A 25,678-nucleotide genomic window follows, 5' to 3' on the forward strand; every position below is an offset into this window, starting at 1 on the left:
GCCGAGCCCGCGGCGCTCCCGCGTCAGGGTTTGCGTGCCACGGCGGCGTAGGAGACGGCCACCGCGTCCGTGACCTGTGGCACCTCGCCCGGATCGTCCGGCCGCCAGTGATGCGCCAGGGTGATGCCGGGCTCCAGCAGCTCCCAGCCGTCGAAGAAGCAGGCGAACTCGGTCTCCGAGCGGAAGGTCACGGACGTGCCCGCCGCCGCGTAGATGTCCGAGATCCGGGCCATCGCCTCGGGGGCGAAGTCGGCGGTGGCGTGGGTCATGGTCAGCGTGCTGCCGCTGGGCAGGGACGCCTTGAGGTGTTCGACGACCCGGTGCGCCCGGTCCCGCCCGTCGTCCGGGACGAAGTGCATCAGGGCGTTCAGGCTGAGGGCGACCGGCAGGCCGGTGCCGAGGGTCTCGCGTACCTGCGGCGCCGTGACGATGCTGTCCGGGTCGGTGACGTCCGCCTGGAGGTAGGCGGTACGCCCCTGCGGGTTGCTGCGCAGCAGCGCGGCCGCGTGGGCGAGCACGATCGGGTCGTTGTCCGTGTAGACCACCCGCGCGTCCGGGGCGATGCCCTGGGCGATCTCGTGGAGGTTGGGCGAGGTGGGGATGCCGGTGCCGATGTCCAGGAACCGGCGCAGGCCCGCCCGCGCCAGGGCACGGGTCGCGCGGTGCATGAACTCGCGGTTGACCCGCGCGGCGACCGCCGCCGACGGGAAGACGGAGAGCACGCTCGCGGCAGCCGTGCGATCGGCGAGGAAGTTGGTCCGGCCGCCGAGGAAGTAATCGTAGATCCGTGCCGAGTGGGCCCGGTCGAGTTGCAGGTCCACCACCGGTTCTCCGTGCTGCTCGCTCATCGCGGTCCGCCTCCCCTGTACGGCACCCGGGCTGCCGCCGGAGCACTACCCGCCGACCGTGCGCTCATGCACCGGCGCGTGTTGCGGGCCGGGCGCCCCGTGCCCGAGTCATCACATCATCGTCCCGACGAGATTTCTTCGGGGTCGGTGCCACAACGGGGCGCCTTTTCCGGTTCATTGGAAGGGAGGGCCGCCGCCCTCCCGCTGATGCCGGGGCCTGCCGGCCTCCCGGACCGCGGCGAACGGAACGAGGACTTCACGTGAGCACGTACCGGGACAGCCCCCTGCCGCCGCGCGCCCCGGCCCGGGTATCCGGCGACGGGCGCCACGGCCGGCGGGAGCGGCCGTGACCCGCGACCGGCCGCTGTGCCCGGCCGGCGACCCGCTGCGACAGGCCGGCCGACGGCTGGCCATCGCCTTCGAGGCGTTCCACGAGACGCACTACCGCAAATGGCTGGCCTACGCCTATCTGCACACCGGCACCGAGGACGCCGCCCTGGAGGTGACCGGCTCCGCCTACCAGCGATTACGCCTGTGCTGGCCGTACGCGCTCAAACAGTCCTCGGTGGACGCCTACGCCTGGGCCGTCCTGAAGGAGTCCGTGGTCGACTGGCTGTGCCGGCACCGCCGCGCCACGGCCCTGACGCAGAGCGCCGCCTTCGCCGTCGTCACCCGCGCGCTGCTGCGCGAGTGCCAGCAGCAGTTCGCGCTCCTGGAGAGCCAGTTGGGCCTGTACGAGGCCATCTCGCGGCTGCCCGAGCGGCAGTGCGACGTGATCGTGCTGCGCCATGTCGTCGGGTACTCCGACAGCCAGATAGCCGCCCTGCTCGGCGTCGACGAGGCCACCGTCCGCTCCCACGCCAGCCGGGGCAAACGCAGGCTCGCCGCCGCACTGGGCATCGAACCGGGCCCCACGAAGGGTAAGTGACCCATGCCGCACACCCACCAGGCCGGCCGGGACACCATCGAGTCCCTGCTGGCAGCCGCCGCCGACGTGCTCGCCGAGTCCTACGGCTCCTACGACACCGTGGCGGCCCGCGACCGGCTCACCGGCGACACCGGCGAGGACACGGGCGCCGCGTATCCGTCCGGGCCCCGCCCCGACGCCCCGGCGCCCACCGCCTACCCGAGCGCCCACGACGAGGCCACCCACGAACTCGACCTGGCCTGCGCCCTGGTGGTCAACGCGGCGGCGGCCGCGGACAGCCTGGCCCGGCTGGTCGACGACCACCGGATCGACCCCGAAGGCGCCCTGGTCTTCGGCTGTCTGCTGCACATCACCGGGCGCGCCGAGGCCGCCGACTTCTGGTGGCGGTTCGGCGCCGGCGGCGGCAGCCGTACCGCGGCCTACTGCCTGTACCTCTCCCACCGCCGGTACGGCGAGTTCCGCGACGCGGCCTACTGGCGTACGCAGGCCGCCCACGCCCCGGACGAGGAACCGCCGCCGCCCGCCGCCTCCGACGCCGGGCGGCTGCTGCCGGACGCCGCCCGGCACGCCCTGCTCGTCCAGTGGCACAGCGGTCTCGCGCCCACGCTGCCCGCCGCCCTGGAGGCCGTCATCAACCGCCTCACCGTCGCGGGCGACGACGAGGACTTCGGCGAGATCCCCTGTCCGTCGCCGACGCTCGTGGCCGATCTGAGCCAGTGACCGGCGCGGCGACCGGAAAGGACCGGCCGGGCGGACGCCGCATGGACGTGGCGGAGCGTGGCCGTCACCATCAGGACCAACGGCACCACACGTACCGGATTCCGGCAGCACGTCCGCCGCCGGACCCGGCGGCACCCCGCAGCGCACCGAGCGAGCCGACGGAAAGGGGCGTCCCGCATGGAGCGACGTACGGCCACGGACCGCAGCAGTACGGACCCGGCCCGCGGCCCGGCCACGGACAGCGCCACGGCCGCCGCCCGAGCCCCCGTCCCCGGCCGGGCCGACGTCGTGATCGTCGGCGGTGGCGTCCTCGGGGCGAGCATCGCGTTCCACCTGGCGGAGGCCGGAGTCGACGGCGTACTGCTGGTGGAGCGCGACCGGCCCGCCGCCGGCTCCTCGGGCAAGCCCATCGGCGGCGTACGCGCCCAGTTCTCCGACCCGCTCAACATCCGCATCGGCCGGCGCAGCCTGGAGGCGTGGCGGGCGTTCGGCGAGCGCCCCGGCGCCGACATCGGCTTCGAGAGCGTGGGGTACCTCTTCCTGCTCGGCGACGACACCGAACGCGCCCTCTTCGAGGAGGGGGTGGCGGCACAGAACGCACTCGGGGTGCCCAGCCGGATCATCGGCCCGGCCGGGGCCGCCGGCCTGTGCCCCTACCTCGATCCGGACAGCATCGTCGCCGCCGCCCACTGCCCCACCGACGGTTACGCCCTCCCCCGGGAAGCGGTGACCGGCTACCTGCGCGCGGCCGCCGGTCTCGGCGCGGCCATCCGTACGCACTGCCCCGTCACCGCGATCGACACCAGCGGCGGCGCCCTCGACGCGGTACGGACACCACGCGGCACCGTCCGCACCGGCACCGTCATCTGCTGCGCGGGCGCCTGGTCCGCCGAGGTCGGCGCGATGGCCGGGGTACGGCTGCCCGTGACCCCGCTGCGCCGGCAGATCGCCTTCACCGGGCCGCTGGACACCCCACCGCCCCGCATCCCCTTCACCCTCGACTTCACCTCCACGGCCTACTTCCACAACGACGGCACGGGCGGGCTGCTGCTGGGCATGTCCGACCCGCGCCAGGAGCCGGGCTTCGGCCGGGAATTCAGCCGGGAGTGGCTGGAGCCCTTCCGCGAGGCCGTCGGCCGCCGGGCGCCCGCCCTGGCCGCGATGCCGGTCAGCCACGGCTGGGCCGGGCTGTACGAGACCACCCCCGACAACAACGCCTTCATCGGCGAGGCCGCCGACGTCTCCCGCTTCCTGTACGCCACCGGGTTCTCCGGCCACGGCTTCCTCCAGGCGCCCGCCGTGGGGGAGCTGGTCCGCGACCTCTACCTGGGCCGGGAGCCGTTCCTCGACGTCGGCCCGCTGGCCGCCACCCGGTTCGACGGCCGCCCGGCCGGCGCGGGGGAGGCGGAGCACGCGTGGCACGAGGGCGCCCGCCCGGAGGCACACATCATCTGACGCCCGGCAACGCTCTGGAGGACCGCATGATCCCCACCTGGCGGCTGCGCGCCGCCTTCGCCCGCCGGCTGTCCGGCATGTACGGCGCCGAGGTCCCCGCGTACACCACCCTCCTTGAGGTGACGGGCGAGGTGAACGACGAGATCGCGCGCCGCGATCCGCAGGCCCGCCGGGTGGCGGGCAGGGTCGCCGCCGAGCGGCACGGCGCCATCCGCGTCGGCACGCCCGGCGAACTGCGACAAGCGGCACAGGTGTTCGCCGCGCTGGGGATGCACCCGGTGGGCTTCTACGACCTGCGGGACGCCGCCACCAGCACCGTACCGGTGGTCTCCACCGCCTTCCGGCCCGTCGAGCCGGAGGAACTCGACCGCAACCCCTTCCGCGTCTTCACCTCCCTGCTCACCACCGCCGACCGCCGCTTCTTCGACGACGGCCTGACGGCCCGGCTGGAAACCTTCCTGGCCCGCCGCACCCTCTTCCCGCCCGACCTGCTCACACTCGCCGGGCGTGCCGAACGCGAGCAGGGACTCGTACCGGAGCAGGCCGAACGCTTCCTCACGCTGGCGGTCGCCGCCTTCGAACTGTCCCCCGAGCCGGTGGACCGCGCCTGGTACCGCGAACTCGCCCGGATCTCCGCCGTCGCCGCCGACATCGGCGGCGTCACCAGCACCCACATCAACCACCTCACGCCCCGTGTACTGGACATCGACACGCTCTACCGGCGGATGGCGGACCGCGGCATCACCATGATCGACGAGATCCAGGGGCCACCCCGCTGGGACGGCCCCGACGTCCTGCTGCGCCAGACCTCCTTCCGCGCGCTGGACGAACCCCGCGCCTTCCGCGAACCGGACGGCAGCGTGACCACCGGCGCGCTGCGGGTACGGTTCGGCGAGGTCGAGGCGCGCGGCACCGCCCTGAGCCGTACGGGCCGCGCCCGCTACGACGCGCTCGTCGCGGAAACGGACCGGCGGCTCGCCGACGCCGGAACCGACGGCGGAGCCACCCGGCAGCACGTGGCCCGCTCCCTCTGGGAGGCCGGATTCCCGCGCTCCGAACAGCGGCTCGCCGCCGCCGGGCTGGGCTACTTCACCTACGCCCCGGCAGCCGCCCGCCCGCGCGACGGACGGCGCCCGCCCGCCGACCTGGCCGGACTGCTGGGACACGGCTGGCTGATCGCCCGCCCGATCGTCTACGAGGACTTCCTGCCCCGCTCGGCCGCCGGGATCTTCAGCTCCAACCTGACCGGACACGGCACGCGGGACACCGGCCGCACCGGTACGCACTACGACGAGCACCGCCTCGCCGAAGCCGTCGGCCGTCCCGTGCACGACCCCTTCGAGATCTACGCCGCCCAGCAGGACGCCTCACTGCGGCGCGCGCTGGACGCACTGGGCGCGGACGACGCCCGCCGCAACCTGTGCCCCTCCTGACGACGGCGTACCGGCTGTCCCGTACCGGCACCCGCCCGCCGGCCGTCCCCGCGCCACCCTCACCCGCACCGAAGGAGCCACCTCCGTGAGCACCCGCACCCAGCTCCCCAGCACCGGCGAACTCCGCGACCTGGCCGCCGACCGGCTGCGCCGCTGCGGAGTCGCCGCCGTCCCGGAGGGCACCGGGATCACCGCCCGTACGCCGCTCACCGGCGGAGTCCTGTACCGGCTGCCAGCCGCCACCGCCGAGGAGGCCGACCGGGCCGTCGCGGCCGCCGAAGCGGCGTTCCGCGAGTGGCGCACCGTCCCCGCGCCCCGGCGGGGCGCGCTGGTCAAACGCTTCGGCGAACTGCTCACCGAGCACCAGGACGCGCTCGCCGACCTGGTCACCGTCGAGGCCGGCAAGATCCGTTCCGAAGCGCTCGGCGAGGTACGGGAGATGACCGACGTCTGCGACTTCGCCGTGGGCCTGTCCCGGCAGCTCTACGGGCGCACCATGGCCAGCGAGCGCCCCGGCCACCGCCTCGCGGAGACCTGGCACCCGCTCGGCGTGGCCGGTGTGCTCTCCGCCTTCAACTTCCCCGTCGCCGTCTGGTCCTGGAACACCGCCATCGCCCTGGTCTGCGGCGACCCGGTCGTCTGGAAACCCTCCGAGCGCACCCCGCTGACCGCCCTGGCCTGCGACGCCCTGCTGGCCCGCGCGGTCGCCGACACCGGCGCGCCGGCCGCGGTGCACCGGCTGCTCCTCGGCGACCGGGAGACGGGCTCGCTGCTCGTCGACGACCCGCGTATCGCTCTGCTGAGCGCGACCGGCTCGGTCCGGATGGGCCGCGAGGTGGGGCCGCGGGTGGCCGCCCGTTTCGGCCGCTGCCTGCTCGAACTCGGCGGCAACAACGCCGCCGTGGTCACCCCGTCCGCCGACCTCGACCTGGCCGTACGCGGCATCGTCTTCTCCGCCGCCGGCACCGCGGGGCAGCGCTGTACGACCCTGCGCCGGCTGATCGTGCACGAGGACGTCGCGGACCGCCTGACCGAGAAGATCGTGCACGCCTGCGAACAGCTGCCGGTCGGCAACCCCTTCGACGCCGGCACCCTGGTCGGGCCGCTGATCAGCCCCGCCGCCCACGCGGCCATGGCCAAGGCACTGGACGCCGCGCGGGACGATGGCGGCACCGTGCTGACCGGCGGCGACCTCCACTTCGCCGATCAGGTACCGGACGCCGCCTATGTGCGCCCGGCGGTGGTGCGGATGCCCGCGCAGACCGCCGTCGTCCGCACGGAGACCTTCGCGCCCCTCCTGTACGTCCTGACCTACCGCACCTTCGAGGAGGCCGTCGCCCTGCACAACGGCGTGCCCCAGGGCCTGTCGTCCAGCGTCTTCACCCGCGACCAGCGGGAGGCCGAGCGCTTCCTGGCCGCCGACGGCTCGGACTGCGGCATCGCGAATGTCAACCTCGGTACGTCGGGCGCGGAGATCGGCGGCGCGTTCGGCGGGGAGAAGGAGACCGGTGGCGGCCGGGAGTCCGGCTCCGACGCCTGGCGCTCGTACATGCGCCGGGCCACCACGACCGTCAACTACTCGGACTCCCTGCCGCTGGCCCAGGGCGTCAGCTTCCTCTGAAGCCCGGCCGGGCCGCGGGGCGCCCGTCCGGCGGGTCAGTTGAGCGTACGGGCGGGCAGCAGCCGCTCGATCACGACGAAACGCTCGTCGAGCGGTGCCATGCGCAGCAGACGGCGGACCACGGGGCGCGGCCCGAGCAGCACCAGACGGCCTCCGCAGTCGGTCACCCGCCCGCGGAGCCGGCACAGCAGAGCCAGACCGCTGCAGTCCATGAAGGTGACCTGGCCCAGGTTCACGACAACCGTGCCCGGCCGGGGAGGCAGCGCCTCACCGAGGGCGGGTTGCAGGGTCAGCGCCAGCGCGAGATCGAGCTCTCCCTTGAGCGCGAGCACGAACTGGTCTCCGACCGCGTAAGTGAGCAATGCCGCGTCGGCAGTACGTTCCGCCATGTCGCCCCCACCGGATGCACAGGCCGCAGAGCGGCTTTTGGCCGTTGGCACCGGGGGCCGGGGTGCGGAAAAACGGTAGCGGGACGCGTAAGGGGAGAATCGATCAGCCAAGGTTGTATCGCTCGAACGGGTGAAGTCGTGCGGTGGCTATTGACTAATGCCCGTGGCGCCACATGCGTTCCGGGCCGGGCGCCCTGACAGGCGGCGCCCGGCCCGGAACGGCATCCGATCAGGACTGCGGCGGCTGGTTCTGGCCCTGATCATTGCCGAACTGGTCCCTGAGCTTGTCCTGGGCCGTGTCGACCTGGCTGCTGTACTTGCCCTGGGTCTTGTCGTCGACGAAGTCGCCGGCCTTGTCGACACCCTTGCCGGCCTGGTCCTCGTGGCCCTTGAGCATCTGCTTGAGCTTGTCCATCACGGACATGAGTCGTCCTCCTCACCACTGGCACCCCCACCCCTCCAGGGTCACCGGGCCCGGCCGGATCCGCATCCGGGGTGCCGCGCGCCCGTGCGCGGCAGGGGTTCGGCCCCGGGGCATCCGCAGGTCTAGCGGCCCTGCAGGCTGCGCACGGGGATGAGGCAGTGCGCGGAACTCTTGATCACGCCCTCGTCGCCCGCGAAGGCCCGCAGCATGTCCTCGCTGACCGGGCCGCCCGGCTTCGCCTCCGGCCACGGCCGGGTGGCGAACATGCCGTAGACCTGGCCGCGGTGGTCCGCCGCCGCCAGCCACTCCGGCGGCACCGGGCACTGCGCGCTGAAGATCGGCATCGTCAGCACCGCCCGGCCGGCCTCGACGATCAGCGTCAGCGGGAGCGAGGGGGTGCGGGAGGCGTCCTGGAGCTCGCCGCCGACCAGCAGCCCGGCCTGGCTGAGCATGGTGCCCATGGCCTCCGAGCCGGCCTCCGGGCCGTCCTTGCCGTCTCCGAGGGAGTAGGCGAGCAGGAAGGGTACGTCGTGACCGTCCTCGGGGTGCGCGCCGCTCCAGCCGATCATCATGAGCGTGCCCAGCTGACTGTACGGAGGGTTGCCGGTAGTGGCCTGGGATGTGGTCATGGCGGGCACCTTAGTGACCTGAAAGCGCCGTCGTTCGCGCGCTTCACCCGGTTGGCGGAGCCTCGCCGGCATCCCAGCCGAACGAGTGCCGCGAGGTCACCCGTATCGGCGACCACGGCGGCTCCGTACGGTCACGGATACGGCTCCGTACGGCCATGGGACAGGCAGCCGGGCCCCGCGGCCGGTTCGCGCGTCTCCCGTACGGGCACCATGACGGCAGGCCCCGGCAGCGGTGCGGGACACGGCGTTCCGGGCGGCGGACACGGTGACGGAGGGAGTGGGGCCGATGGATCTCGCCGAGGTGGAGTACCACGACCCCGACGACGCGTCGGGCCGGCAGGCCATGGCCGACTACGCCGGGCTGGCCTGCGAACTGACCGGCATGGACCCCAGGTACGGCGTGCCGGCGCTGGTCACGATCGCGCGGCGGGAGTCCTCGTACAACCACCCGCGCTGGCGGGTGAACACCACCGACGGCAACGCGTGGGGCCCGGTCATGTCCGACGGGCATCCGCGCAACTGCTCGCGCGGCGCCACCCAGTGCATCCCGCCGACCTTCGCCGCCTACCACCTGTGCGGCACCGCGCGGACGCCGTACGACGTGGTGGCGTGCATGACCGCGACCATCGGGTACGTCCGCGACCGGTACGGCGTCGACGAGTCCGGCTCGAACTTCGCGGAGCGGGTGCAGCAGGCCGACCCGACCCGGCCGCCGAAGGGGTACTGAGGCGGCGGGACGGCGGCCGGTGCATCGCGGACGGTCCGGACCCCGGCTCAGGCGATGGCGCCCTCGGTCCAGGCGCGGGCGAGGATCTCGTCCACGGTCTGCTCGACGGTCTGGTCCGAGGTGTCCAGCCACAGCCCGATCGGCGGGGTGTGCTCGCGCAGCGCCGAGTCGAGGTCCCGCACGCTCCAGCCGGGCCCGTAGGCCGTCTTGGACCGGGCCGCCTCCCGGCGCTCGACCGCCGACGGGTTGGGGGTCAGCACGACCACGGCCAGCGGGCGGGTCCGGATGTGCTCGGCCATCTCGGTCAGATGCTCGCCGAGCAGGATGTCCTGCGCGATCACGGTGAACCCGGCCTGGGCGTACTGGTCGGCGCAGGCGGCGGTCAGCCGGTGCCGCAGCCGCAGCTGCGCGACGGCCGACTCGCCGGCGTCCGGCGTCATCTCCTCCCGCCCCCGGACGACCATGCGCCGGAACGTGTCGCCGCGCAGATGCACCGACCGCGTCAGCCGCTCGGCGAGCGCCTGCGCCACGCTGGACTTCCCGGCCGCCTGAATGCCCGTCAGGACCACGACCCCCGGGCCGAGCCAGGGCCCCTGGGGCGCGGCGGGCGCGCTGTCGGTGGAGTGTGCCGTCATGGGCTGGGCTGCCTTTCCGCGAGGGCTTCGGCCGGCTGCGGGCGCCCCGGGGGCCGCTCCGCGGGGCATCGTAGCGCCCGTGCCGATCATGTCCGATACCTGCCAGCGTGGCGTATCCGCCGCTGGAAGGGCCGGCGGCGTGAAGAAACCGGCTCCTCGCAACAATTACGCCCTGCGCACGCTCTGGGTCAGCAGTGTGACCACCTTTCTGCTGCCCCTCGACTACACCGTCGTGGCGGTCGCCCTCCGGGACGTCCAGCGGGAATTCCCGGTGGATTTCAGTGACCAGCAACGGGTGGTCAACGGTTACACCATGGCTTTTGCCGCGCTGCTGATGGCGGGCGGCGGGCTCGCCGATCTGCTGGGCCGCCGAAGGGTGTTCCTGACCGGGCTTCTCCTGTTCACCGCCGGTTCGCTGCTGGCGGGAGCGGCGCCGGAAATGCTCTGGCTGAACGCCGGGAGAATGGTTCAAGGAGTGGGCGCGGCAGGCATGTTCAGCTCGTCGCTGGCGCTGCTGGCCGGTGAATTCACCGGCCCCCGCCGTACCCGCGCGTTTGCCGTTTTCGGTGTGGCCTCCGGCCTCGGCGCCGCCCTCGGCCCGTTCGTCGGCGGATTGGCCGTCGCGGCCGGCGGGTGGCGGTGGGCCTTCTGGCTCAATGTGCCGTTCGGTGTCGCGATGCTCGTCCTGGGCTTCCGGGGGACGCGCGAGTCGCGTGATCCGTCCGCCGTACGGATGGACGCCGCCGGGCTGACCATCTTCACCGGCGCCGTCCTGCTGTTCGTGCACTCCCTGGTCACGGCGCCGCAGTCCGGGTGGCGGGCTACAGCCCTTTGCAGGCGGGGCTGGCGGTGCTGCCATTCGCCGTTCCCCTGTTCGTCGCGGGCCCGTTGGGTGCCCGGCCGGCGCGACGGCTCTCGTCCCGTGTTCTGCTGGCCACCGGGCAATTCCTGGTGGCGGTGGGTGCGGTACTGCTCGCCTGCGTGCCGTTGCGCGGCGGTGCGATCGGTGACGGGTGGGAGTACGCCGTCGGGGGAGCCGTCGGCGGACTGGGGGCCGGACTCATCAACGGGGAAATGAGCAATGTCGCCATCGGCCTGGTGTCCGCCGCCCGTTCCGGTATGGCGTCGGGCATCAATTCCACGATGCGCATCGTCGGAATGACGGCCGGATTCGGCGGAATCGGCGCGGTGCCGGCGGCGGTGGTGCACCACGAACTGTTCGCTCGGGCGGGGTCACCCCGTCGCCGTCAGCCCGTTGATCATGCGGCTGAGGAGCCGGTCGAAGGTCGCGTCGGGCGAGGGGGCACCGCCCGGTGCCGTCAGGGCTTCGGCGACCTTCGGGGAGGCGGCCGTGACGGCGGGGGAGCGCAGGTAGCGGGCCTGCGCTTCGTGGAAGGCGCGGTCGGCGGCGTCACCCGCCGCTTCCTGGGCGAGTTCGTGGGTGACATGGCTCGCCACAAAGCCGGAGAGCAGGCTGAAGACCTCCAGCCCGGCCTGGGCGTCCAGCTTCGCGGACGCGAGGACGGTGAGCGCGTACTCCAGGGCGGCGAGGGTGTTCGGGCCGAACGTCTGCCGCGCGGGCAGCGCTGCCGGCAGCCACGGGTGGCGCCGCATGACCGCGCGCTGCTCGCAAAAGAGCTGCCGCAGGTCCGCGCGCCAGTCGCCGGACGGCCCGGGCGGCAGCCGGTGCTCGCCGCTGACCTGGTCGATCATCAGCTCCAGCAGCGTCTCCTTGGTGGGGACGTAGCTGTAGAGCGACATCGTGCCGGCCCCGATACGGGCCGCGACCGCGCGCATCGTGACGGCACCGAGTCCTTCGGTGTCGGCGAGGCCGACGGCCGCGGCGGTGATCTCGGCACGGCTGTGCGCCGGGGGGCGTCCGCGGCGCGGCCGCTCGGCCGGTGTCCAGAGCGCTTCCGGATCCACCCCGGCGGCGCGGCCGGATGTGCCTGTACGGGTCACGGCAACCTCTCTCTGCTGTCCGCCGCCATCCAACCATCCGCTATTCTCGTACAACGTACGGAAAATAAATCGGTCCGCACCAGGAATCGAGGAACCGTGACCACGGCGACGTACCACCCCCCGACGAAAAAGCCGTCCTTGCCGGTCAGAGCCGTGCGGCGGACCCTGCGCGACATGCCGGGCAAGCGCTACGACGTCGCCTGTCAGCCCGGACTCGTGGTGCCCGCCGCCGACGGCAGCCCGCTGCTGACCGACCGCTACTTCCCCCGGGCCGACGGCGGCTTCCCCACGCTGCTGGTCCGCTCGCCGTACGGCCGCGGCATCCCCTGGGCGCCGATGTTCGGTGTTCTCTTCGCCGAGCAGGGCTTTCACGTCGTCCTGCAGAGCAGCCGCGGCACTGGCGGTTCCGGCGGCGAGTACGCCCCGTGGCAGCACGAGGCCGCCGACGGCCGGGCGACCGTCGAGTGGCTGCGCCGGCAACCCTGGTTCACCGGCGTCCTCGGCACGATGGGGCCCAGCGCGCTCGGCTTCGCACAGTGGGCCCTCGCGGCCGACCCGCCGCCGGAACTGCGCGCGATGGTGGTCCAGGTCGGTGTGCACGACATGCACGGCTTCTTCTACCCCTTCAAGGGGCAGCTCCCCGGCCCGTTCGCCTTGGAGAATGCGTTGGTCTCCGCTGTCGGCCGGATGCACTACGGCCGGGGCGCCCTGGCCTTCGCGCGCGCCGCGCTGCGCCTGCAACGCCACCTCAGGGGCATCACCAGGACGCTGCCGCTCGGTGAGACGTACGTACCCGGCTTCGGCGGCCGAGTGCCGCTCCTGGACGAGGCGATGGCCCGGCCCGCCCCGGACGACGCCTACTGGCAGGGTGGCGACGCGGGCGCCGCTGCCGTACGGCCGACCGTGCCGACCAGTCTGATCACCGGCTGGCACGACGTGTGCCTCGACCAGACGCTTCAGCAGTACGACCGGCTGCGGCGCGCCGGCTGCGACGCCACCCTGCTCATCGGCCCCTGGACCCACAACTCCGCGATGCAGCAGGGCTGGCCGGAGGTCTTCGCGGAAACCCTCGCCTGGCTGCGGGCCCACCTGTGCGACGACCCGTCCGGCCTGCGCGGGACGCGGGCGCGCGTACACGTGGGAGGCAGCCAGGAGTGGCGCGACCTGCCCGACTGGCCTCCGGTCGCGACGGACCACCGCTGGTACCTCGACAGCGACGGTGCCGGCGACGGCGCGCTCAGCCCCCGCGCACCCGAGGGCGCACCGCCGCATTCCTTCCGCTACGACCCGGCCGATCCGACACCCTCGGTCGGCGGACCTCTGCTCAGCCGGACGGCCGGGCCCCGGGACAATGCCGCCCTGGAGGCCCGCGACGACGTGCTGACCTTCACCACCCCGCCGCTCACCGAGCCGGTCGACGTCGTCGGCGCGGTCTCCGTGGAGCTGCGGGTCGCCACCGACACCGGGTACGCCGATGTCTTCGCCCGGCTCTGCGACGTCGACGAACGGGGCCGGTCGGTCAACATCTGCGACGGGATACGGCGGCTGGACTCCGTCGCCACCGCGCCCGGCCCGGCGGAGGTGACGGTGACGATGAGCCCCGCCGCCCACTCCTTCGCCGCGGGGCACCGCATCCGCCTCCAGATCAGCGGCGGCGCCCACCCGCGCTTCGCCCGCAACACCGGGACGGGTGAGCCCCTGCCGACGGCCACCCGGCTGGTGCCCGTCGAGATCTCGCTGCATCACCCGTCGGCGCTGGTGCTCCCTCAGACGAAGAAGGCGTTCATGCCGTCCACGTCGGACAGATAGGTCTCGATGGCCGCGATCCTGCCGTCGCGCACGGTGCACACCGTGGACAGGTGCTCGTCCAGGACCAGGTCGCTGCGCTGTGCCGTGTTGTGCAGGGACAGTGCCATGTTGCGGGGGCTGACGAGGATGTGCAGCAGGGTGAAGTTCAGGCCGTACCCGGCGATCTTGCGGGCGCGCTCGACGACGGCGTCCGCCCCGCGCGCCATCCCGGAGATGGTGTTGTCGCCGGGCAGCTCCCAGGTGGCGTCCTCGTGCAGCAGGGCGCGGATCGCGTCCCAGTCGGCGGTGGCGAGTGCGGCGTGGAACTGCTTGCCGAGGGAGTAGTTGTCCTCGTAGACGGTCATGAGGGCTCCTTCACGCGAGAGTGGTACGGGCAGGCCGGTCTGTACGGACCTGCCGACCCATCAGTTCGTATGTTTTAGAACAGTAGCAAAGTGGGGCGGGAGGGAAGTGACGGGGAGGGGAGGCGAGCGGGCAGCGTGCCGGCCCGTCCGCGTACGCTCGGAGCATGGCCGTACTGAGTCACCCCGACCGTGCCGAACTGCGCATCGCGGACGTCCTGGAGGCGTTCGCGCACCCGATCCGGCTGCGCATCGTGCACCGGCTCGCCGCCCATGGAGTCGAGCGCTCCTGTGGTGAGCTGCTGCCCGAAGTGTCCAAATCCACCGCCAGTCACCACTGGCGCGTACTGCGGGAGAGCGGCGTGCTCCACCAGCGGCGGGAGGGCCGCCGCCTGGTGATGCACCTGCGGCGGGCGGATCTGGAGGCGCGCTTCCCGGGGTTGCTGGACGTGGTGCTGGCTGCCGCCGGGAGTGATCCCGAGGTGACGGTGGCCGAGGGAGTGCATGGGGCTGGAGCATGCGAGGTGCTGCACTCCTGACGGGGGTGGCCGTGCTGCCGCGAGTCCGCCCGCCGGGCGTCTCGCGCTGCCGGTGCACCGTCCGGATGGTCCGTTCGGCGCGGTTTGTCCACCGGTGGTGCGCCGCATGAGAGCCTGACGGCCGGGTACGGGCGAGGCCGGAGGTGAGCGCATGTCCGGTGCCGGGAGGCCGTCCGGGGCGACGGCGGCGGCCGTCGAACTGGCCGTCTGGTGGGCCCTGCTGGCCGGGCTGTGGCTGGTGCTGGTCAGCAGCCTGGACCTGCTGGAGTGCCTGGTCGGCGCGGTGGCCGCCCTGTTGGGTGCCTGTGCGGCCCGCGCGGCCCGCAGAGCCGCCGTCACCGATGCCGCCGCGGGCGGGCCGCCGCACACCGGCCCGGAGGAAGGCCGGCCGCGGTGAACGGCTGGCTGTTCGCCGCCGCGCTGCTGCTGCTCGTCGGTTTCGCCCCCACCGTGTGGGGCGCGGCGAGCGGTTCCGTACGGCGGCGGGTCATGGCGCAGAACCTCGCGACGCTCGTCGGCTGCCTGGTCATGCTGCTGCTCGCACAGGGCTACTCGCGGCCCTCGTACGTCGACCTGGGCCTGGTCCTCGCCGTCCTCGGCCCCGCCGGAACGCTTGTCTACGCCCGGCTGCTCGCCGACGAACTGGCCGAACGGCCGGCGCGCGACCGGGTCGCCCGCGCCCTCGGCCGCACCATGACGCCGTTCGCCGCGGTCTCCGTACCGCTGGTGGTGCTGCCGCTGTGTGTCGCCGCCGGGCCGGGCCGGGCGATGGTGAAACTCCTGGTCATCGGAGTGCTGCTGGTCGGCGGGAACATCGTGTCCACGCGCGCGCTGTCCGGGCGGCAGGCCGGGCGGAAGGCCGGTGCGGCCGATGAATGACGTCCTGATCGTGCTGGCCCTGGCGCTCGTGGCGGCGGCCGCGACCGCCGCCGTACTGGCCCGCGACCCGGTCCGGCAGTCGACCGTACTGGCGCTGCTCGGGCTAGCCCTGGCCCTCCTCTTCGCCATCCTCCAGGCGCCGGACGTCGCCCTCTCGCAGCTCGCGGTCGGCTCCGTCCTCACCCCGCTGATGCTGCTGCTCTCCGTACGGAAGGTGCGGCGCAAGGGCCGGGCGGACGGCCGCGACCAGGACTCCGGAAGCGCGGGCGAGGAGGAGCGGCCGTGAGCAGACGCGTCCGGATGTGGGTGCTGGTCCTCGGCGGCGCGGGCCTGGCCGTGCTGCTGTTCGCCGCGAGCCTGGACCTGCCGGACTTCGGCGGCGACCGGCACCCGTACGGCGTCCGGGCGGTCGAGGCCGCGCTCGCCCGGCACACCTCCAACGTCGTCGCGGCGGTCAACTTCGATCAGCGGGCGTTCGACACCCTCGGCGAGGAATCGATCCTCTTCTGCGCGGCGCTGGGCACCGTCGTCCTGCTCCGCCAGACGCGCGACGAGCACCGGGTACGCCCCGAACCGGCGCGCGTCGCCCCGCCCGTACGCCGCTACGCGCTGGTCGCGCTCCCGGTGACCCTGCTCATCGGCCTGTACGTCGTCGCACACGGCCAGCTCAGCCCCGGCGGCGGCTTCCAGGGCGGGGTGGTCGTCGCGACGGCCCTGCACCTGCTCTACATCGCCGTGGACTACCGCGCGCTGGAGCGGATCAGACCGGTCGGCGCGTACGCGATGGCGGACGCGGCGGGGGAGGCCGCCTACCTCCTGCTGGGCGCCGCCGGCCTGGTCGCCGGTACCGCCTACCTGGCCGACTTCCTCCCGTACGGCACCTTCAACACGCTCGCCTCGGGCGGCCTGGTCCCGTTGCTCAACGCCGCCATCGGGGTGGAGGTGGCCAGCGGGGTCGTGGTGCTGCTGGCCTCCTTCCTCGACCAGGCAGTCGAGATCGTCGACGCGGACCGGCACACCGCGGACCGGCACACCGCGGACCGGCACACCGGCCCCGAACGGCCCCCGCACCCGACCCCTCCGTCCCCGTCCGAGGAGAAGCCGACATGAGCGTGCTGCCGTATCTCGTCGCCGGCTGGATCTTCCTGATCGGCTGTTACGGGCTGGCCACCAGCCGCAACCTCATCCACGCCGTCGGCTGCCTCGCCGTCTGCCAGGCGTCCACCTACGTCCTGCTGCTCGCCATCGGCTACCGGGACGGCGGCACCGCGCCGGTCTTCTCCGACCTGAAGCCCGGTACGCGCCCCGTCGTCGACCCGGTCGTCCAGGCCCTGACGCTCACCGACGTGGTGGTGGGGGCGACCGTCACTGCGCTGCTGCTGGCCCTCGTCGTCCAGGTGGGCAAACGGCACGGCACCGTGAACCCGGACGAGCTCTCGGAGCTGCGCGGGTGACCCCGGCCGGCGCTCTCGTTCCCGCAGCGGCCACGGCCCTGACCCCCGCCGCCACCCTCCCGCTGATCGTGGCCACCCCCTTGCTCGGCGCCGCGTTCCTGGTGGCGGCGGGCCGCCGGATGCCACGCCGGGCCGCCGAGATCGCGGGCACCGTCTTCGCCGCCGGCACGGCCGTACTCGCCTGCTCCGTCCTGCTGCGCGGCACGCCCGCGGACGCACCGGGCGCCCGCGCCGTCGAGTGGCTCGGCGGCTGGCACCCCCACGGCCGCGCGGGCGTCGGCATCGTCCTGGTCGGCGACCGGATCGGCGTCGGCCTGGCCGCCGCCACCTCGCTCCTCGTCGTCGCCGTCCTCGCGTACTCCTGGCGGTACTTCGACGAGCCGCCGCACCGCCAGGCGGGCACCTTCCCCGCCCTCGTACTGATCTTCCAGGCGGGCATGTGCGGCTTCGCGCTCACCGGCGACCTCTTCAACGCGTTCGTCTTCTTCGAACTGATGGGCGTCGTCGCGTACGCGCTCACCGGCTATCGCGTCGAGGAGAAGCGCGCCGTGCAAGGCGCGCTGACCTTCGGCGTCGTCAACTCCCTCGGCGGCTACGCGACCCTGCTCGGCGTCGCCCTGCTGTACGGACGCACCGGCGAACTCGGCTTCGCCCAGATCGGCGCCCGGCTGGCCGCCCACCCGGGCGAACCCTCCGGCGGCGCCTCCGACGGCCCCGACCTCCTCGTCCTGACCGCCTTCGTCCTCGTCCTGACCGGCCTGCTCGTCAAGGCCGCGGTGGTCCCCTTCCACTTCTGGCTCCCGGACGCGCACGCGGTGGCACCCACCCCGGTGTGCATGCTGCTGTCCGGCGTCATGGTCGAACTGGGCGTCTACGGCACGGCACGCGTGTACTGGACGGTCTTCGCGGGCCCCGGCGGAATCCCCGCCCCCGACGTCCACCGGATGCTGCTCACCCTCGGCACGCTCACCGCCCTCGTCGGCGCGCTCATGTGCTGGCAGCAGCGCCACCTCAAACGGCTGCTGGCCTTCTCCACCGTCGCGCACACCGGCCTGTTCCTGATCGGGCTCGCGGTCATGACACCGGAAGGCGTGGGCGGTACGGCCCTGTACATCCTCGGGCACGCGGGCGTGAAGGCCGCGCTGTTCGCCGCCATGGGCATCCTCCTCGACCGCTTCCGCAGCGTCGACGAACGCGAACTCCACGGCCGCGGCCGGGAACTCCCCCTGGTCGGCGTGGTCTGCGCCGCCGGCGGCCTGGCCCTGGCCGGGCTGCCGCCCTTCGGTACGGGACTGGGCAAGGCGGTCACCGAGGAAGCGGCGGGCGGCTGGCCGGCGGCCGTGTTCGTGGTGGTGTCGGCGATCACCGGGGGAGCGGTACTGCGCGCCGTGGCCCGGGTCTTCCTGGGACTGGGCGTACGCCCCGACGACGCCGGCCGGGCGGAGACCCGCGAGGACGAGACCAGCGGCAAGGACGAGGAGCCGGAGACCGCCGGACCGCTGAGCCGCATCCCGGACACCATGCTGGCGGTCCCGGTCGCGCTGCTGGCGGGCGCGCTGGCTGTGGGCCTCGTACCGGGCCTGCACGCGGCGGTCGGCCGGGCCGCGGACGCCTTCCTCGACCGGGCCGGGTACGCGGCCGCCGTCCTCCACACGCCGCCGGCCGCGCCCGTACCGACGCCCGGACCGCACTGGTCCCTGGCGGGCGTGGGACTCGGCCTGCTGTCCGCCGCCCTGGCCTTCCTGCTCGCCTGGTGGGCCGTGCGCCGCCCACAGGGCCCGGCCCAGCCCGCCCGCTGGGCCGCCCCCGTGCGCCGGCTGCACTCCGGTCACATCGGCGACTACGTCGCCTTCGTCCTGGCAGGCATGGCCCTGGTGGCGGCGCTCCTCCTGCCGTCCCTCCACTGAGACCGGCCCCCACAACAACCGCCGGGGCCTCAGCAGAACCCGCCCGTCAATCCTTCCGGTACGAGTACGCCTCCCCGGCAGCCGCCGCGACCGCGTCCAGATCCGCCCCCGTCGAAGCGGTGACCACGGCGGCCACCGCGCCCTCGACGAACGGCGCGTCCACCAGCCGCGTGCCTTCGGGCAGTTCACCACCCTCGGCCAGCAGCGCCTTGACGGTCAGTACGGCGCTCCCGAGGTCCACCAGGACCGCGACACCCGCACCCTGGTCCACCTCCCGCGCCGCGTCCGTGATCAGCTCCGCGCTGGTCCCGAGCCCGCCGTCCGGAGTGCCGCCCGCCGGCGCGACCGGTGCCTTGACGTCACCGCCCGCCAGGCCGACGGCCAGCCGCGCCACCGACTCGGCCACCGGCCCGCTGTGCGACACCAGCACAATGCCCACGTACGCAGTCTCCGCGCCGCTCACTCGGCCACCCCCTGGCCCGCCGTCTCCGCGAGCGCCTCGAACAGCAGCGCGGAGGAGGTCGCTCCCGGGTCCTGATGACCGACGCTCCGCGCACCGAGATAGCTCGCCCGGCCCTTGCGGGCCTGCAGCGGCACGGTGGCCTTCGCGCCCCGCCCGGCCGCGTCGGCGGCGGCCTCGAAGGAAGTGGCCAGCGCCTCGACGGCGGGATCCAGCGCGTCGAGCATCGTCGCGTCACCGGGCGCGGAGCCGCCCAGCTGGGCCACCGCGTCCACCCCCGCACGCAACGCCGTACGCAACTCGTCGGCGGTGACACTGCCGGCCTCGCCGAGCGCCTTGCCCGTACGCCGCAACAGCGTCCCGTACAGCGGCCCCGACGCACCGCCCACCGTGGAGATCAGCTGCCGCCCCGCCGTCGTCAGCACGGCACCCGGCGTCTGCGGCGGCTCGGCGTCGAGCACCTTGACGACGGCCGCGAAGCCGCGCTGGAGATTGCTGCCGTGGTCGGCGTCGCCGATGGCGGAATCCAGATCGGTGAGGCGGGACGCTTCCCGGTCGACGGAGGCGGCGGACGCCGCCATCCAGCGCAGGAAGAACCCGGCATCCAGTGCCGTTTCGGACACGAACTGCTCCTCTGGTCGTACGTGCGCGTACGGCATCCACGGCACAGACCCACCTGTACGGGTGAACGCCTCCACCAGTGTGGACGCCTCAGCGGCCCCACCGCAGCCCCGGCGTCTGCACCGGCGCGTCCCACAGCCGCAGCAGTTCCTCGTCGGCCGCACACAGCGTCACCGAGCAGCCGGCCATGTCGAGCGAGGTGACGTAGTTCCCGACCAGCGTACGAGCGACCGGCACACCCCGCTCGCCGAGCACCCGGTGCACCTCGGCGCCGAACCCGTACAGCTCCAGCAGCGGCGTGCCGCCCATGCCGTTGACCAGCACCAGCACCGGCTGCCGGGGGTTCAGTTCGGCCAGCACCGCGTCCACCGCGTAGTCCGCGATCTCGCGCGCGGTCATCATCGGCCGCCGCTCACGCCCCGGCTCGCCGTGGATGCCCACTCCCAACTCCAGTTCACCGGCGGGCAGGTCGAACATCGGGCCACCCTTGGCCGGGGTGGTGCACGCGCTCAGCGCCACACCGAAGCTGCGCGAGGACTCCACGACCCGGCGCGCCAGCTCCGCCACCCGGTCCAGCGACGCGCCCTCCTCTGCCGCCGCCCCCGCGATCTTCTCCACGAACAGCGTCGCCCCGGTGCCCCGGCGCCCGGCCATGTGCAGCGAGTCCGTCACCGCCACATCGTCGTTGACGAGCACACTGGCGGCCCGTACCCCCTCGTCCTCCGCCAGCTCGGCGGCCATCTGGAAGTTCAGCACGTCACCGGTGTAGTTCTTCACCAGGAACAGCACCCCCGCACCACTGTCCACGGCCGCCGCGGCCCGCACCATCTGATCGGGCACCGGCGAGGTGAACACCTCACCCGGGCAGGCGGCGTCCAGCATCCCCACCCCCACGAACCCACCGTGCAGCGGCTCGTGCCCACTCCCCCCACCGGAAACCAACGCCACCTTCCCGGCCACCGGCGCGTCCCGCCGCACCACCACCCGATGGTCGACATCCACCACCAGCTCGGGATGGGCCGCGGCCATACCGCGCAGCGCGTCGGTGACGACGGTTTCGGGGACGTTGATGAGCATTTTCACGGGGGCTCCTCGGCTGCTCGAAGGAAGCTGCCTTCGCTGATGGCGCGTCAGCTACTAGGCGGGTTACTCAGCGTGACGACCTCAGGATATGCGGAGGCGCTGGAGGTGGCGCAAGGGTGGGAAGGCGGAGCGTGTGAGCCCTGTACGCGGCGGCGGCCTTGCAGGCGCCTCGTCAAGGTGAGGCGTCTCGGGGGAGGAAGAGCTGATGCAGAGGGCCCGCTGGTGGGGTCGAAAGACCAAGAGAAGCCGAGCGGGTTCCCTGGCGCACGATCCCGCTGGCGTGTTTGGCGCGTAGCGGCAGCCGTCTGACCAGGGCGGCGAACCGTTGACGGCGCCGGAGGTCAGCTGGTCCGTGGTGCTGCTTCCCGCACACCACGTGACTTCTTGTGGCTGTTCAGGCGGTGGAGTCGCAGAGCAAGCTGCAGTTCGAGGGCCTGTGAGGGGCTGTTCCAGTCGGGGCCGAGGAGTTGCGCCACTCGGTCCAGGCGCTGCACCACGGTGTTGACGTGCACGTGGAGGGCGTCCTTGGCCTTGGACAGGCTTGCGCCATGGGTGTAGTAGGCGTCGAGGGTGCGGACCAGCTCGGTGCCGCGCCGCTGGTCGTAGGCGAGGACGGGGCCAAGGAAGCGCTCCACGAAGCCGTCGATGTCCGACCGGTCGCCGAGCAGGACGCCGAGGAACCCCAGCCCGGCGATGTCCGCGCCGTCTCCGGTGCAGCCCAGAGCGTACAGGGCCTTGAGGCAGCGGCAGGCTTCGGTGTATGTGTCAGGAAGCTGCTGGGGGCCGGTGACCGGCCCGGCGGACCCCACGGTCACCGGCGCCCCGGCTTTCTGACCGAGGTCCCGGGCCAGCTCCGCGGCGAGGTCGCCAGGAGCCGATGACGGTACGAGGAGGACGACGTGGCCGTCGCGGACGCCCGCGAGCCCGCCCAGCGAGCGGGCCCGGCGCACGGCTTCTGCGAGTAGCTGCGTGCGTGGCTCGTCGTCGGTGTCCAGGGTGAACACGGCGTAGGGCTGGGAGAGGTTGAGGCCGATCTTGCGGGCGCGGATGGTCAGGCTCCCGATGTCATGGTGCCCGCCGTGCTGGTCGAAGCTGAGCAGATCGTCGAGGAGTTCTCCGCGCACGCGGTCCTCCGCTTCGGCGACGGTGCGGCGCAACAGCAGCAGGAGGGCGGCGACCAGGGCTGCGCGTTCGAACAGGCGCCGGTCGGCGTCGGTCAGGTCCGCGCGTCCGGTCAGAACGATGCTGCCCAGGAGCTGGGAGCCGGCCAGTACGGCGCATACCCAGGTGCCGTCCACCGGGACGGCATGGCCGCCGGTGCGGGAGGCGCTGATGCCCTGGGGGGACGGGGTGAGGGGGCCGGTGCCGGCTCGGGCCATTTCGGTGCCGTCCGAGTCGTGCAGGGCCAGGCCGCCGCCGAGCAGGGCGGCGATCTCGCGCACCAGGTCGTCGACGCTTCCGCCGCGCAGGACCAGGTCGGTGAGCCGGTCGTGGGCGTCGGCGGCGCGGCGCAGGGCCGTGCTGTGGGCACGGGCGGTCTCGTTGGCGGTGTTGAGCTCCACGAGCGCGGAGCGGGTCTCCTCCAGCAGGCGGGCGCTGTCGATGGCGACGGCCGCGTGGTCGGCGAGCGAGGTGAGCAGCGCGATGGCGTCCGGGGGGAATTCCCGGGTGGTGCGGTCCGCGGCGAAGAGCACGCCGATGACGCGTTTGCCGACACGGAGAGGGACCCCGAGGATGCCGCGCAGTCCCTCTTCCAGGACCGCTTCGTCGATGGGACGGGTGTGCGTGAAGCGGGGGTCGGTGTGGTAGTCGGTGCTGGCGTACGGGCGGGCGGTCTGGGCGACCAGGCCGCCGAGGCCCTCGCCCATGCCGAGCCGCAGTTGCTGGAAGCGGGCGGAGACAGAGCCGTCGGTGACCCGCATGAAGGTGTCTTTGGCGGCGGGGTCGTTGAGGGACAGGTAGGCGACGTCGGTCCCGAGCAGGGTCCTGGCGCGGTGGACGATGGCGCGCAGGACCGCGTCGAGGTCACGCAGCGCGGCCAGGTCGCTCGCGGTGTCGAAGAGTGCGGCCAGCTCGGCCTCTCGTTTGCGGTGCTGGTCGAGGGTTCGCCGGATCTCCAGCGCGGCCTGTGCGGCTTCCTCCAGGACGGAGCGCTCACCGGGCGGGAGCTGCTCGGTGGCCGGGTCGGCCGACGGGCGTGGGAACTGCTCGGTGGGCGCTCCGGAGGCCAGCATGGTCAGCATCTGTCCGAGGGCCACCATCGCGCTGTGTGCCGCTGCGCGGTAGGTGCGGTCGTTTTCGGCAGCCATGCCGGCGCTCCTTCCGTCCGGGTGGGGGAGTCGGACGCGTGCGGGATGTGGTCCGGAGGGGTGCGGGTACGGCTTACGGTGTGTCGCCGGTCGCCCGCCGGGTTCCTCGCGGGGCGGCGGGCGGGGGAGGCCGCCTCACACGGTGTCCTCGCCGACGGCCGTCGGCAACGGCCGGCGCACCTGATTGGGGGAGTCGGCCGCCATGGTGGTGGTGAGGTCCCGGCCGCGGGTTTCCCTGGCAAGGGCGACGGTCACGGTGGTGATTATCGCGGCCAGGCAGAGGTACAGGGCGACGGGGGTGGCGGAGCCGTATTCCTTGAGGAGTTCGACCGCGATGATCGGTGCCAGTGCGCCGGCGAGGATCGAGGCCAGCTGGGAGCCCATGGATGCGCCGGAGTAGCGGACCTTGGTGTCGAACAGTTCCGAGATGAAGGCGGCCTGAGGACCGTACATGGCGCCGTGCAGCAGCAGGCCGGCCGTCACGGCGAGGGTGATCACGGCGGGCGACTCGGTGTCGAGCAGGGCGAAGAAGGCGAAGGCCCACAGCGCCATGCCGGCCGAGCCGATCAGGGTGACCGGCCTGCGGCCGATGCGGTCGGAGAGCGCGCCCCACAGGGGGATGGTGACGAAGTGGACCGCCGAGGCGATCAGTACGGCGTTCAGCGCGGTGCTCTTGGGCAGTTCGAGATGGGTGGTGACGTAGACGAGGAGGAAGGCGGTGAGGACGTAGTAGGAGATGTTCTCGCCGAACCGGGTGCCGATGGCGGTGAGGACCTCCTTCCAGCTGCGGCGCAACACCTCGACCACCGGGGCCTTTTCCTTGGTGCCGCGGGCGGCGTCGGCCCGGGTCTCGGCCTGGGCGGCGAGGAAGACGGGGGACTCGGCGACGGAGACGCGGATCCACAGGCCCAGCAGAACCAGAACTCCGGAGAGCAGGAACGGGATGCGCCAGCCCCACGCGATGAAGGCTTCCTCCGACTGGAGGGCGGCGAGCAGCGCGAGGACACCGGTGGCCAGGAGGTTGCCGCCCGGGGCGCCGGCCTGTGGCCACGAGGCCCAGAAGCCTCGCTGCTCGGCGCCGCCGTGTTCGGAGACGATGAGGACAGCGCCGCCCCATTCGCCGCCCAGCGCGAAGCCTTGGACGAGGCGGAGCACGGTGAGCAGGACCGGTGCGCCTGCGCCGAGTGTTTGGTAGGTGGGCAGCAGGCCCATGGCGAAGGTGGCCCCGCCCATCATGAGCAGGCTGATGACGAGCAGCTTCTTGCGGCCGATCTTGTCGCCGAAGTGCCCGAAGACCATGCCGCCCAGGGGCCTGGCAGCGAAGCCGATCGCGTAGGTGACGAAGGCGAGCAGCGTTCCCACGAGCGGGTCGCCGGTGGGGAAGAAGAGGGTGTTGAACACCAGCGCGGCGGCTGAACCGTAGAGGAAGAAGTCGTACCACTCGATGGTGGTGCCGATCAGGCTCGCGCCGACGATACGGGCGATCCCGCCGGAGCGGCCGGTGGCGGCGGGCCCGGTGGCCGGGGTGTCGGTCATGTGTCACCAGTTTTCGTGGACGGGACGGGGAGGGATGCACCGGGATCCCGGGCGGCGGGGGTCAGTTCGCTCCCCAGCCGCCGTCCAGGGGCAGGGACGTGCCGGTGATGTAGCTGGTGTGCGGGCCGCACAGCCACAGGGCGGCGGCGGCGACCTCTTCGGCTTCGAGGAGCCGCTTGACCGGGGCGCGGGCGAGCAGGACGTCGGAGAGGACGTCGCCGGCGCTGATGCCGTGGGCCGCGGCCTGATCGTGGATCTGGCTCTCGACCAGAGGGGTGCGGACGTAGCCGGGATTCACGCAGTTGCTGGTCACACCGTGCGGGGCGCCCTCGATGGCGGTGACCTTGCTCAAGCCCTCCAGGGCGTGCTTGGCCGTGACGTAGGCGGACTTGTAGGCGCTGGCGCGCAGCCCGTGGACGCTGGAGATGTTGATCACCCGGCCCCATCCGGCGGCGTACATGTGCGGCAGCACGCGGCGGATCAGCAGGAACGGGGCGGTGACCATCACGTGCTGCATGAGGGCGAAGTGCTCCGGCGGGAATTCGGGGAGCGGAGCGACGTGCTGGAGCCCGGCGTTGTTGACGAGGATGTCGACCGCCTCGGGCAGCGTTTCGGTCACGGCGGGGTCGGCCAGGTCGGCGATGTGCGCTTTCCCCCCGATGGCGTCGGCGACCGCCGCGGCCTTCTCGGCGTCCAGGTCGACCACGTGGACCACGGCGCCGGCCGCTGCGAGGGCGGTGGCGCACGCCCGCCCGATGCCGCTGCCGCCGCCGGTCACCAGGGCGGCGCGGCCCGACAGGTCTGCGCCGTGCGCGGCCGAGACGGCCGAGGCGGCCCGCCCAGGCGGGTGCGGGGAGGTGGATTCGCTGGTCATGGCCGGAAACAGTAGGGTCACCGCGCCAGCTCGCCTATGGGGATGACCACCACAATGACCTGTCCGAGGATGGCGAATCCTCCTATACGTATGCC

General features: G+C 73.0%; 28 protein-coding genes. 15 read left to right on the plus strand and 13 right to left on the minus strand.

Features of this window, described 5'->3' with window-relative positions:
- Window positions 1-23: 23 nt before the first annotated feature.
- Window positions 24-848 carry an SAM-dependent methyltransferase gene (locus tag ACZ53K_RS10325; RefSeq protein WP_468833699.1) on the minus strand — a complete coding sequence of 275 codons (825 nt, stop codon included), beginning with the start codon at window positions 846-848 and terminating at the stop codon, window positions 24-26.
- Window positions 849-1,194: 346 nt separating this feature from the next.
- Between ACZ53K_RS10325 and ACZ53K_RS10330 the strand changes: the two genes are divergently transcribed.
- From ACZ53K_RS10330 to amaB, 5 genes are all read left to right on the plus strand, one after another.
- Complete coding sequence (locus ACZ53K_RS10330; protein ID WP_468833701.1) at window positions 1,195-1,776, plus strand: RNA polymerase sigma factor; 582 nt, start codon at window positions 1,195-1,197, stop codon at window positions 1,774-1,776.
- A 3-nt stretch (window positions 1,777-1,779) separates the two neighbouring features.
- Complete coding sequence (locus tag ACZ53K_RS10335) at window positions 1,780-2,496, plus strand: hypothetical protein (RefSeq protein WP_468833703.1); 717 nt, start codon at window positions 1,780-1,782, stop codon at window positions 2,494-2,496.
- Between the two features lie 177 nt (window positions 2,497-2,673).
- Window positions 2,674-3,951, plus strand: coding sequence for an NAD(P)/FAD-dependent oxidoreductase (locus ACZ53K_RS10340; protein ID WP_468833704.1), 1,278 nt, complete (start codon window positions 2,674-2,676; stop codon window positions 3,949-3,951).
- Window positions 3,952-3,977: 26 nt separating this feature from the next.
- The gene (gene hglS, locus ACZ53K_RS10345) at window positions 3,978-5,384 is read left to right on the plus strand and encodes a 2-oxoadipate dioxygenase/decarboxylase (RefSeq protein ID WP_468833707.1); all 1,407 of its coding nucleotides are present in this window, start codon (window positions 3,978-3,980) and stop codon (window positions 5,382-5,384) included.
- Window positions 5,385-5,469: 85 nt separating this feature from the next.
- Window positions 5,470-7,005, plus strand: coding sequence for an L-piperidine-6-carboxylate dehydrogenase (amaB, locus tag ACZ53K_RS10350; protein WP_468833709.1), 1,536 nt, complete (start codon window positions 5,470-5,472; stop codon window positions 7,003-7,005).
- Between the two features lie 35 nt (window positions 7,006-7,040).
- Here the strand turns inward: amaB and ACZ53K_RS10355 are convergent, their stop codons facing one another.
- From ACZ53K_RS10355 to ACZ53K_RS10365, 3 genes are all read right to left on the minus strand, one after another.
- Window positions 7,041-7,394, minus strand: coding sequence for an STAS domain-containing protein (locus ACZ53K_RS10355; RefSeq protein ID WP_468833710.1), 354 nt, complete (start codon window positions 7,392-7,394; stop codon window positions 7,041-7,043).
- A gap of 229 nt (window positions 7,395-7,623) precedes the next feature.
- Entirely contained in the window at window positions 7,624-7,818 is a 195-nt protein-coding gene (locus tag ACZ53K_RS10360; RefSeq protein WP_468833711.1) for an antitoxin, read from the minus strand.
- 122 nt (window positions 7,819-7,940) lie between these two features.
- Window positions 7,941-8,447, minus strand: coding sequence for a DUF5949 family protein (locus ACZ53K_RS10365; protein ID WP_468833714.1), 507 nt, complete (start codon window positions 8,445-8,447; stop codon window positions 7,941-7,943).
- A 286-nt stretch (window positions 8,448-8,733) separates the two neighbouring features.
- On the opposite strand from ACZ53K_RS10365, the gene ACZ53K_RS10370 reads away from it, so the two are divergent.
- Window positions 8,734-9,174, plus strand: coding sequence for a hypothetical protein (locus ACZ53K_RS10370; RefSeq protein WP_468833715.1), 441 nt, complete (start codon window positions 8,734-8,736; stop codon window positions 9,172-9,174).
- A 47-nt stretch (window positions 9,175-9,221) separates the two neighbouring features.
- On the opposite strand, the gene ACZ53K_RS10375 is transcribed toward ACZ53K_RS10370, so the two are convergent.
- The gene (locus ACZ53K_RS10375; RefSeq protein WP_468833716.1) at window positions 9,222-9,809 is read right to left on the minus strand and encodes an AAA family ATPase; all 588 of its coding nucleotides are present in this window, start codon (window positions 9,807-9,809) and stop codon (window positions 9,222-9,224) included.
- Here ACZ53K_RS10375 and ACZ53K_RS10380 point away from each other — a divergent pair.
- Window positions 9,808-10,887: an MFS transporter gene (locus tag ACZ53K_RS10380; protein ID WP_468833719.1), complete on the plus strand. Its 1,080-nt coding sequence runs from the start codon at window positions 9,808-9,810 to the stop codon at window positions 10,885-10,887. The genes ACZ53K_RS10375 and ACZ53K_RS10380 overlap by 2 nt on opposite strands.
- Before the next feature lie 155 nt (window positions 10,888-11,042).
- Here ACZ53K_RS10380 and ACZ53K_RS10385 read toward each other — a convergent pair whose 3' ends face one another.
- On the minus strand, window positions 11,043-11,735 hold the full coding sequence (locus ACZ53K_RS10385) for a TetR/AcrR family transcriptional regulator (RefSeq protein WP_468834006.1): 693 nt from the start codon (window positions 11,733-11,735) through the stop codon (window positions 11,043-11,045).
- Between the two features lie 210 nt (window positions 11,736-11,945).
- On the opposite strand from ACZ53K_RS10385, the gene ACZ53K_RS10390 reads away from it, so the two are divergent.
- Complete coding sequence (locus ACZ53K_RS10390) at window positions 11,946-13,580, plus strand: CocE/NonD family hydrolase (RefSeq protein WP_468834007.1); 1,635 nt, start codon at window positions 11,946-11,948, stop codon at window positions 13,578-13,580.
- On the opposite strand, the gene ACZ53K_RS10395 is transcribed toward ACZ53K_RS10390, so the two are convergent.
- Window positions 13,538-13,924: a nuclear transport factor 2 family protein gene (locus tag ACZ53K_RS10395; protein WP_468833720.1), complete on the minus strand. Its 387-nt coding sequence runs from the start codon at window positions 13,922-13,924 to the stop codon at window positions 13,538-13,540. The genes ACZ53K_RS10390 and ACZ53K_RS10395 overlap by 43 nt on opposite strands.
- A gap of 164 nt (window positions 13,925-14,088) precedes the next feature.
- On the opposite strand from ACZ53K_RS10395, the gene ACZ53K_RS10400 reads away from it, so the two are divergent.
- The 7 genes from ACZ53K_RS10400 to ACZ53K_RS10430 all read left to right on the plus strand — a co-directional run bounded on the left by ACZ53K_RS10400 (window position 14,089) and on the right by ACZ53K_RS10430 (window position 18,700).
- Window positions 14,089-14,460 (plus strand): ArsR/SmtB family transcription factor, encoded by a 372-nt coding sequence (locus ACZ53K_RS10400; protein ID WP_468833721.1) that lies wholly within the window; start codon window positions 14,089-14,091, stop codon window positions 14,458-14,460.
- A 151-nt stretch (window positions 14,461-14,611) separates the two neighbouring features.
- Window positions 14,612-14,857 carry a hypothetical protein gene (locus tag ACZ53K_RS10405; protein WP_468833724.1) on the plus strand — a complete coding sequence of 82 codons (246 nt, stop codon included), beginning with the start codon at window positions 14,612-14,614 and terminating at the stop codon, window positions 14,855-14,857.
- A complete protein-coding gene (locus ACZ53K_RS10410) occupies window positions 14,854-15,339 on the plus strand; it encodes an MrpF/PhaF family protein (RefSeq protein ID WP_468833725.1) in 486 nt (161 codons plus the stop codon). Before ACZ53K_RS10405 ends, ACZ53K_RS10410 begins: the two co-directional genes overlap by 4 nt.
- The gene (locus ACZ53K_RS10415; RefSeq protein ID WP_468833727.1) at window positions 15,332-15,625 is read left to right on the plus strand and encodes a DUF4040 domain-containing protein; all 294 of its coding nucleotides are present in this window, start codon (window positions 15,332-15,334) and stop codon (window positions 15,623-15,625) included. The genes ACZ53K_RS10410 and ACZ53K_RS10415 overlap by 8 nt, the downstream gene beginning before the upstream one ends.
- A complete protein-coding gene (mbhE, locus tag ACZ53K_RS10420) occupies window positions 15,622-16,449 on the plus strand; it encodes a hydrogen gas-evolving membrane-bound hydrogenase subunit E (protein ID WP_468833728.1) in 828 nt (275 codons plus the stop codon). Before ACZ53K_RS10415 ends, mbhE begins: the two co-directional genes overlap by 4 nt.
- Window positions 16,446-16,793 (plus strand): sodium:proton antiporter, encoded by a 348-nt coding sequence (locus ACZ53K_RS10425; protein ID WP_468833730.1) that lies wholly within the window; start codon window positions 16,446-16,448, stop codon window positions 16,791-16,793. The genes mbhE and ACZ53K_RS10425 overlap by 4 nt, the downstream gene beginning before the upstream one ends.
- A 38-nt stretch (window positions 16,794-16,831) precedes the next feature.
- Complete coding sequence (locus ACZ53K_RS10430) at window positions 16,832-18,700, plus strand: complex I subunit 5 family protein (RefSeq protein ID WP_468834009.1); 1,869 nt, start codon at window positions 16,832-16,834, stop codon at window positions 18,698-18,700.
- A gap of 46 nt (window positions 18,701-18,746) precedes the next feature.
- On the opposite strand, the gene ACZ53K_RS10435 is transcribed toward ACZ53K_RS10430, so the two are convergent.
- From ACZ53K_RS10435 to ACZ53K_RS10460, 6 genes are all read right to left on the minus strand, one after another.
- The gene (locus ACZ53K_RS10435; RefSeq protein WP_468833732.1) at window positions 18,747-19,139 is read right to left on the minus strand and encodes a PTS-dependent dihydroxyacetone kinase phosphotransferase subunit DhaM; all 393 of its coding nucleotides are present in this window, start codon (window positions 19,137-19,139) and stop codon (window positions 18,747-18,749) included.
- Window positions 19,140-19,159: 20 nt separating this feature from the next.
- A complete protein-coding gene (dhaL, locus tag ACZ53K_RS10440; RefSeq protein WP_468834012.1) occupies window positions 19,160-19,819 on the minus strand; it encodes a dihydroxyacetone kinase subunit DhaL in 660 nt (219 codons plus the stop codon).
- 52 nt (window positions 19,820-19,871) lie between these two features.
- Complete coding sequence (gene dhaK, locus ACZ53K_RS10445) at window positions 19,872-20,858, minus strand: dihydroxyacetone kinase subunit DhaK (protein ID WP_468834014.1); 987 nt, start codon at window positions 20,856-20,858, stop codon at window positions 19,872-19,874.
- A 347-nt stretch (window positions 20,859-21,205) separates the two neighbouring features.
- The gene (locus ACZ53K_RS10450) at window positions 21,206-23,173 is read right to left on the minus strand and encodes a helix-turn-helix domain-containing protein (RefSeq protein WP_468833734.1); all 1,968 of its coding nucleotides are present in this window, start codon (window positions 23,171-23,173) and stop codon (window positions 21,206-21,208) included.
- A 135-nt stretch (window positions 23,174-23,308) separates the two neighbouring features.
- Window positions 23,309-24,709: an MFS transporter gene (locus tag ACZ53K_RS10455; RefSeq protein WP_468833735.1), complete on the minus strand. Its 1,401-nt coding sequence runs from the start codon at window positions 24,707-24,709 to the stop codon at window positions 23,309-23,311.
- 61 nt (window positions 24,710-24,770) lie between these two features.
- Complete coding sequence (locus ACZ53K_RS10460; RefSeq protein ID WP_468833737.1) at window positions 24,771-25,583, minus strand: 3-hydroxybutyrate dehydrogenase; 813 nt, start codon at window positions 25,581-25,583, stop codon at window positions 24,771-24,773.
- Between the last annotated feature and the right edge of the window lie 95 nt (window positions 25,584-25,678).

The sequence above is a fragment of the Streptomyces sp. NPDC033221 genome (assembly GCF_055577005.1).

Excerpts from the sequence above, each read along its gene's own strand:
- ACZ53K_RS10365 (WP_468833714.1), bottom strand. The coding sequence starts at position 8,447 with ATGACCACATCCCAGGCCACTACCGGCAACCCTCCGTACAGTCAGCTG.
- ACZ53K_RS10455 (WP_468833735.1), bottom strand. The coding sequence starts at position 24,709 with ATGACCGACACCCCGGCCACCGGGCCCGCCGCCACCGGCCGCTCCGGC.
- hglS (WP_468833707.1), top strand. The coding sequence starts at position 3,978 with ATGATCCCCACCTGGCGGCTGCGCGCCGCCTTCGCCCGCCGGCTGTCC.
- dhaK (WP_468834014.1), bottom strand. The coding sequence starts at position 20,858 with ATGCTCATCAACGTCCCCGAAACCGTCGTCACCGACGCGCTGCGCGGT.
- ACZ53K_RS10400 (WP_468833721.1), top strand. The coding sequence starts at position 14,089 with ATGGCCGTACTGAGTCACCCCGACCGTGCCGAACTGCGCATCGCGGAC.
- ACZ53K_RS10325 (WP_468833699.1), bottom strand. The coding sequence starts at position 848 with ATGAGCGAGCAGCACGGAGAACCGGTGGTGGACCTGCAACTCGACCGG.
- ACZ53K_RS10380 (WP_468833719.1), top strand. The coding sequence starts at position 9,808 with ATGGGCTGGGCTGCCTTTCCGCGAGGGCTTCGGCCGGCTGCGGGCGCC.
- ACZ53K_RS10375 (WP_468833716.1), bottom strand. The coding sequence starts at position 9,809 with ATGACGGCACACTCCACCGACAGCGCGCCCGCCGCGCCCCAGGGGCCC.
- ACZ53K_RS10415 (WP_468833727.1), top strand. The coding sequence starts at position 15,332 with ATGAATGACGTCCTGATCGTGCTGGCCCTGGCGCTCGTGGCGGCGGCC.
- ACZ53K_RS10355 (WP_468833710.1), bottom strand. The coding sequence starts at position 7,394 with ATGGCGGAACGTACTGCCGACGCGGCATTGCTCACTTACGCGGTCGGA.
- ACZ53K_RS10395 (WP_468833720.1), bottom strand. The coding sequence starts at position 13,924 with ATGACCGTCTACGAGGACAACTACTCCCTCGGCAAGCAGTTCCACGCC.
- ACZ53K_RS10340 (WP_468833704.1), top strand. The coding sequence starts at position 2,674 with ATGGAGCGACGTACGGCCACGGACCGCAGCAGTACGGACCCGGCCCGC.
- ACZ53K_RS10405 (WP_468833724.1), top strand. The coding sequence starts at position 14,612 with ATGTCCGGTGCCGGGAGGCCGTCCGGGGCGACGGCGGCGGCCGTCGAA.
- ACZ53K_RS10335 (WP_468833703.1), top strand. The coding sequence starts at position 1,780 with ATGCCGCACACCCACCAGGCCGGCCGGGACACCATCGAGTCCCTGCTG.
- ACZ53K_RS10370 (WP_468833715.1), top strand. The coding sequence starts at position 8,734 with ATGGATCTCGCCGAGGTGGAGTACCACGACCCCGACGACGCGTCGGGC.
- ACZ53K_RS10425 (WP_468833730.1), top strand. The coding sequence starts at position 16,446 with ATGAGCGTGCTGCCGTATCTCGTCGCCGGCTGGATCTTCCTGATCGGC.
- ACZ53K_RS10360 (WP_468833711.1), bottom strand. The coding sequence starts at position 7,818 with ATGTCCGTGATGGACAAGCTCAAGCAGATGCTCAAGGGCCACGAGGAC.
- ACZ53K_RS10390 (WP_468834007.1), top strand. The coding sequence starts at position 11,946 with ATGCCGGGCAAGCGCTACGACGTCGCCTGTCAGCCCGGACTCGTGGTG.
- ACZ53K_RS10450 (WP_468833734.1), bottom strand. The coding sequence starts at position 23,173 with ATGGCTGCCGAAAACGACCGCACCTACCGCGCAGCGGCACACAGCGCG.
- dhaL (WP_468834012.1), bottom strand. The coding sequence starts at position 19,819 with ATGCCGTACGCGCACGTACGACCAGAGGAGCAGTTCGTGTCCGAAACG.
- ACZ53K_RS10460 (WP_468833737.1), bottom strand. The coding sequence starts at position 25,583 with ATGACCAGCGAATCCACCTCCCCGCACCCGCCTGGGCGGGCCGCCTCG.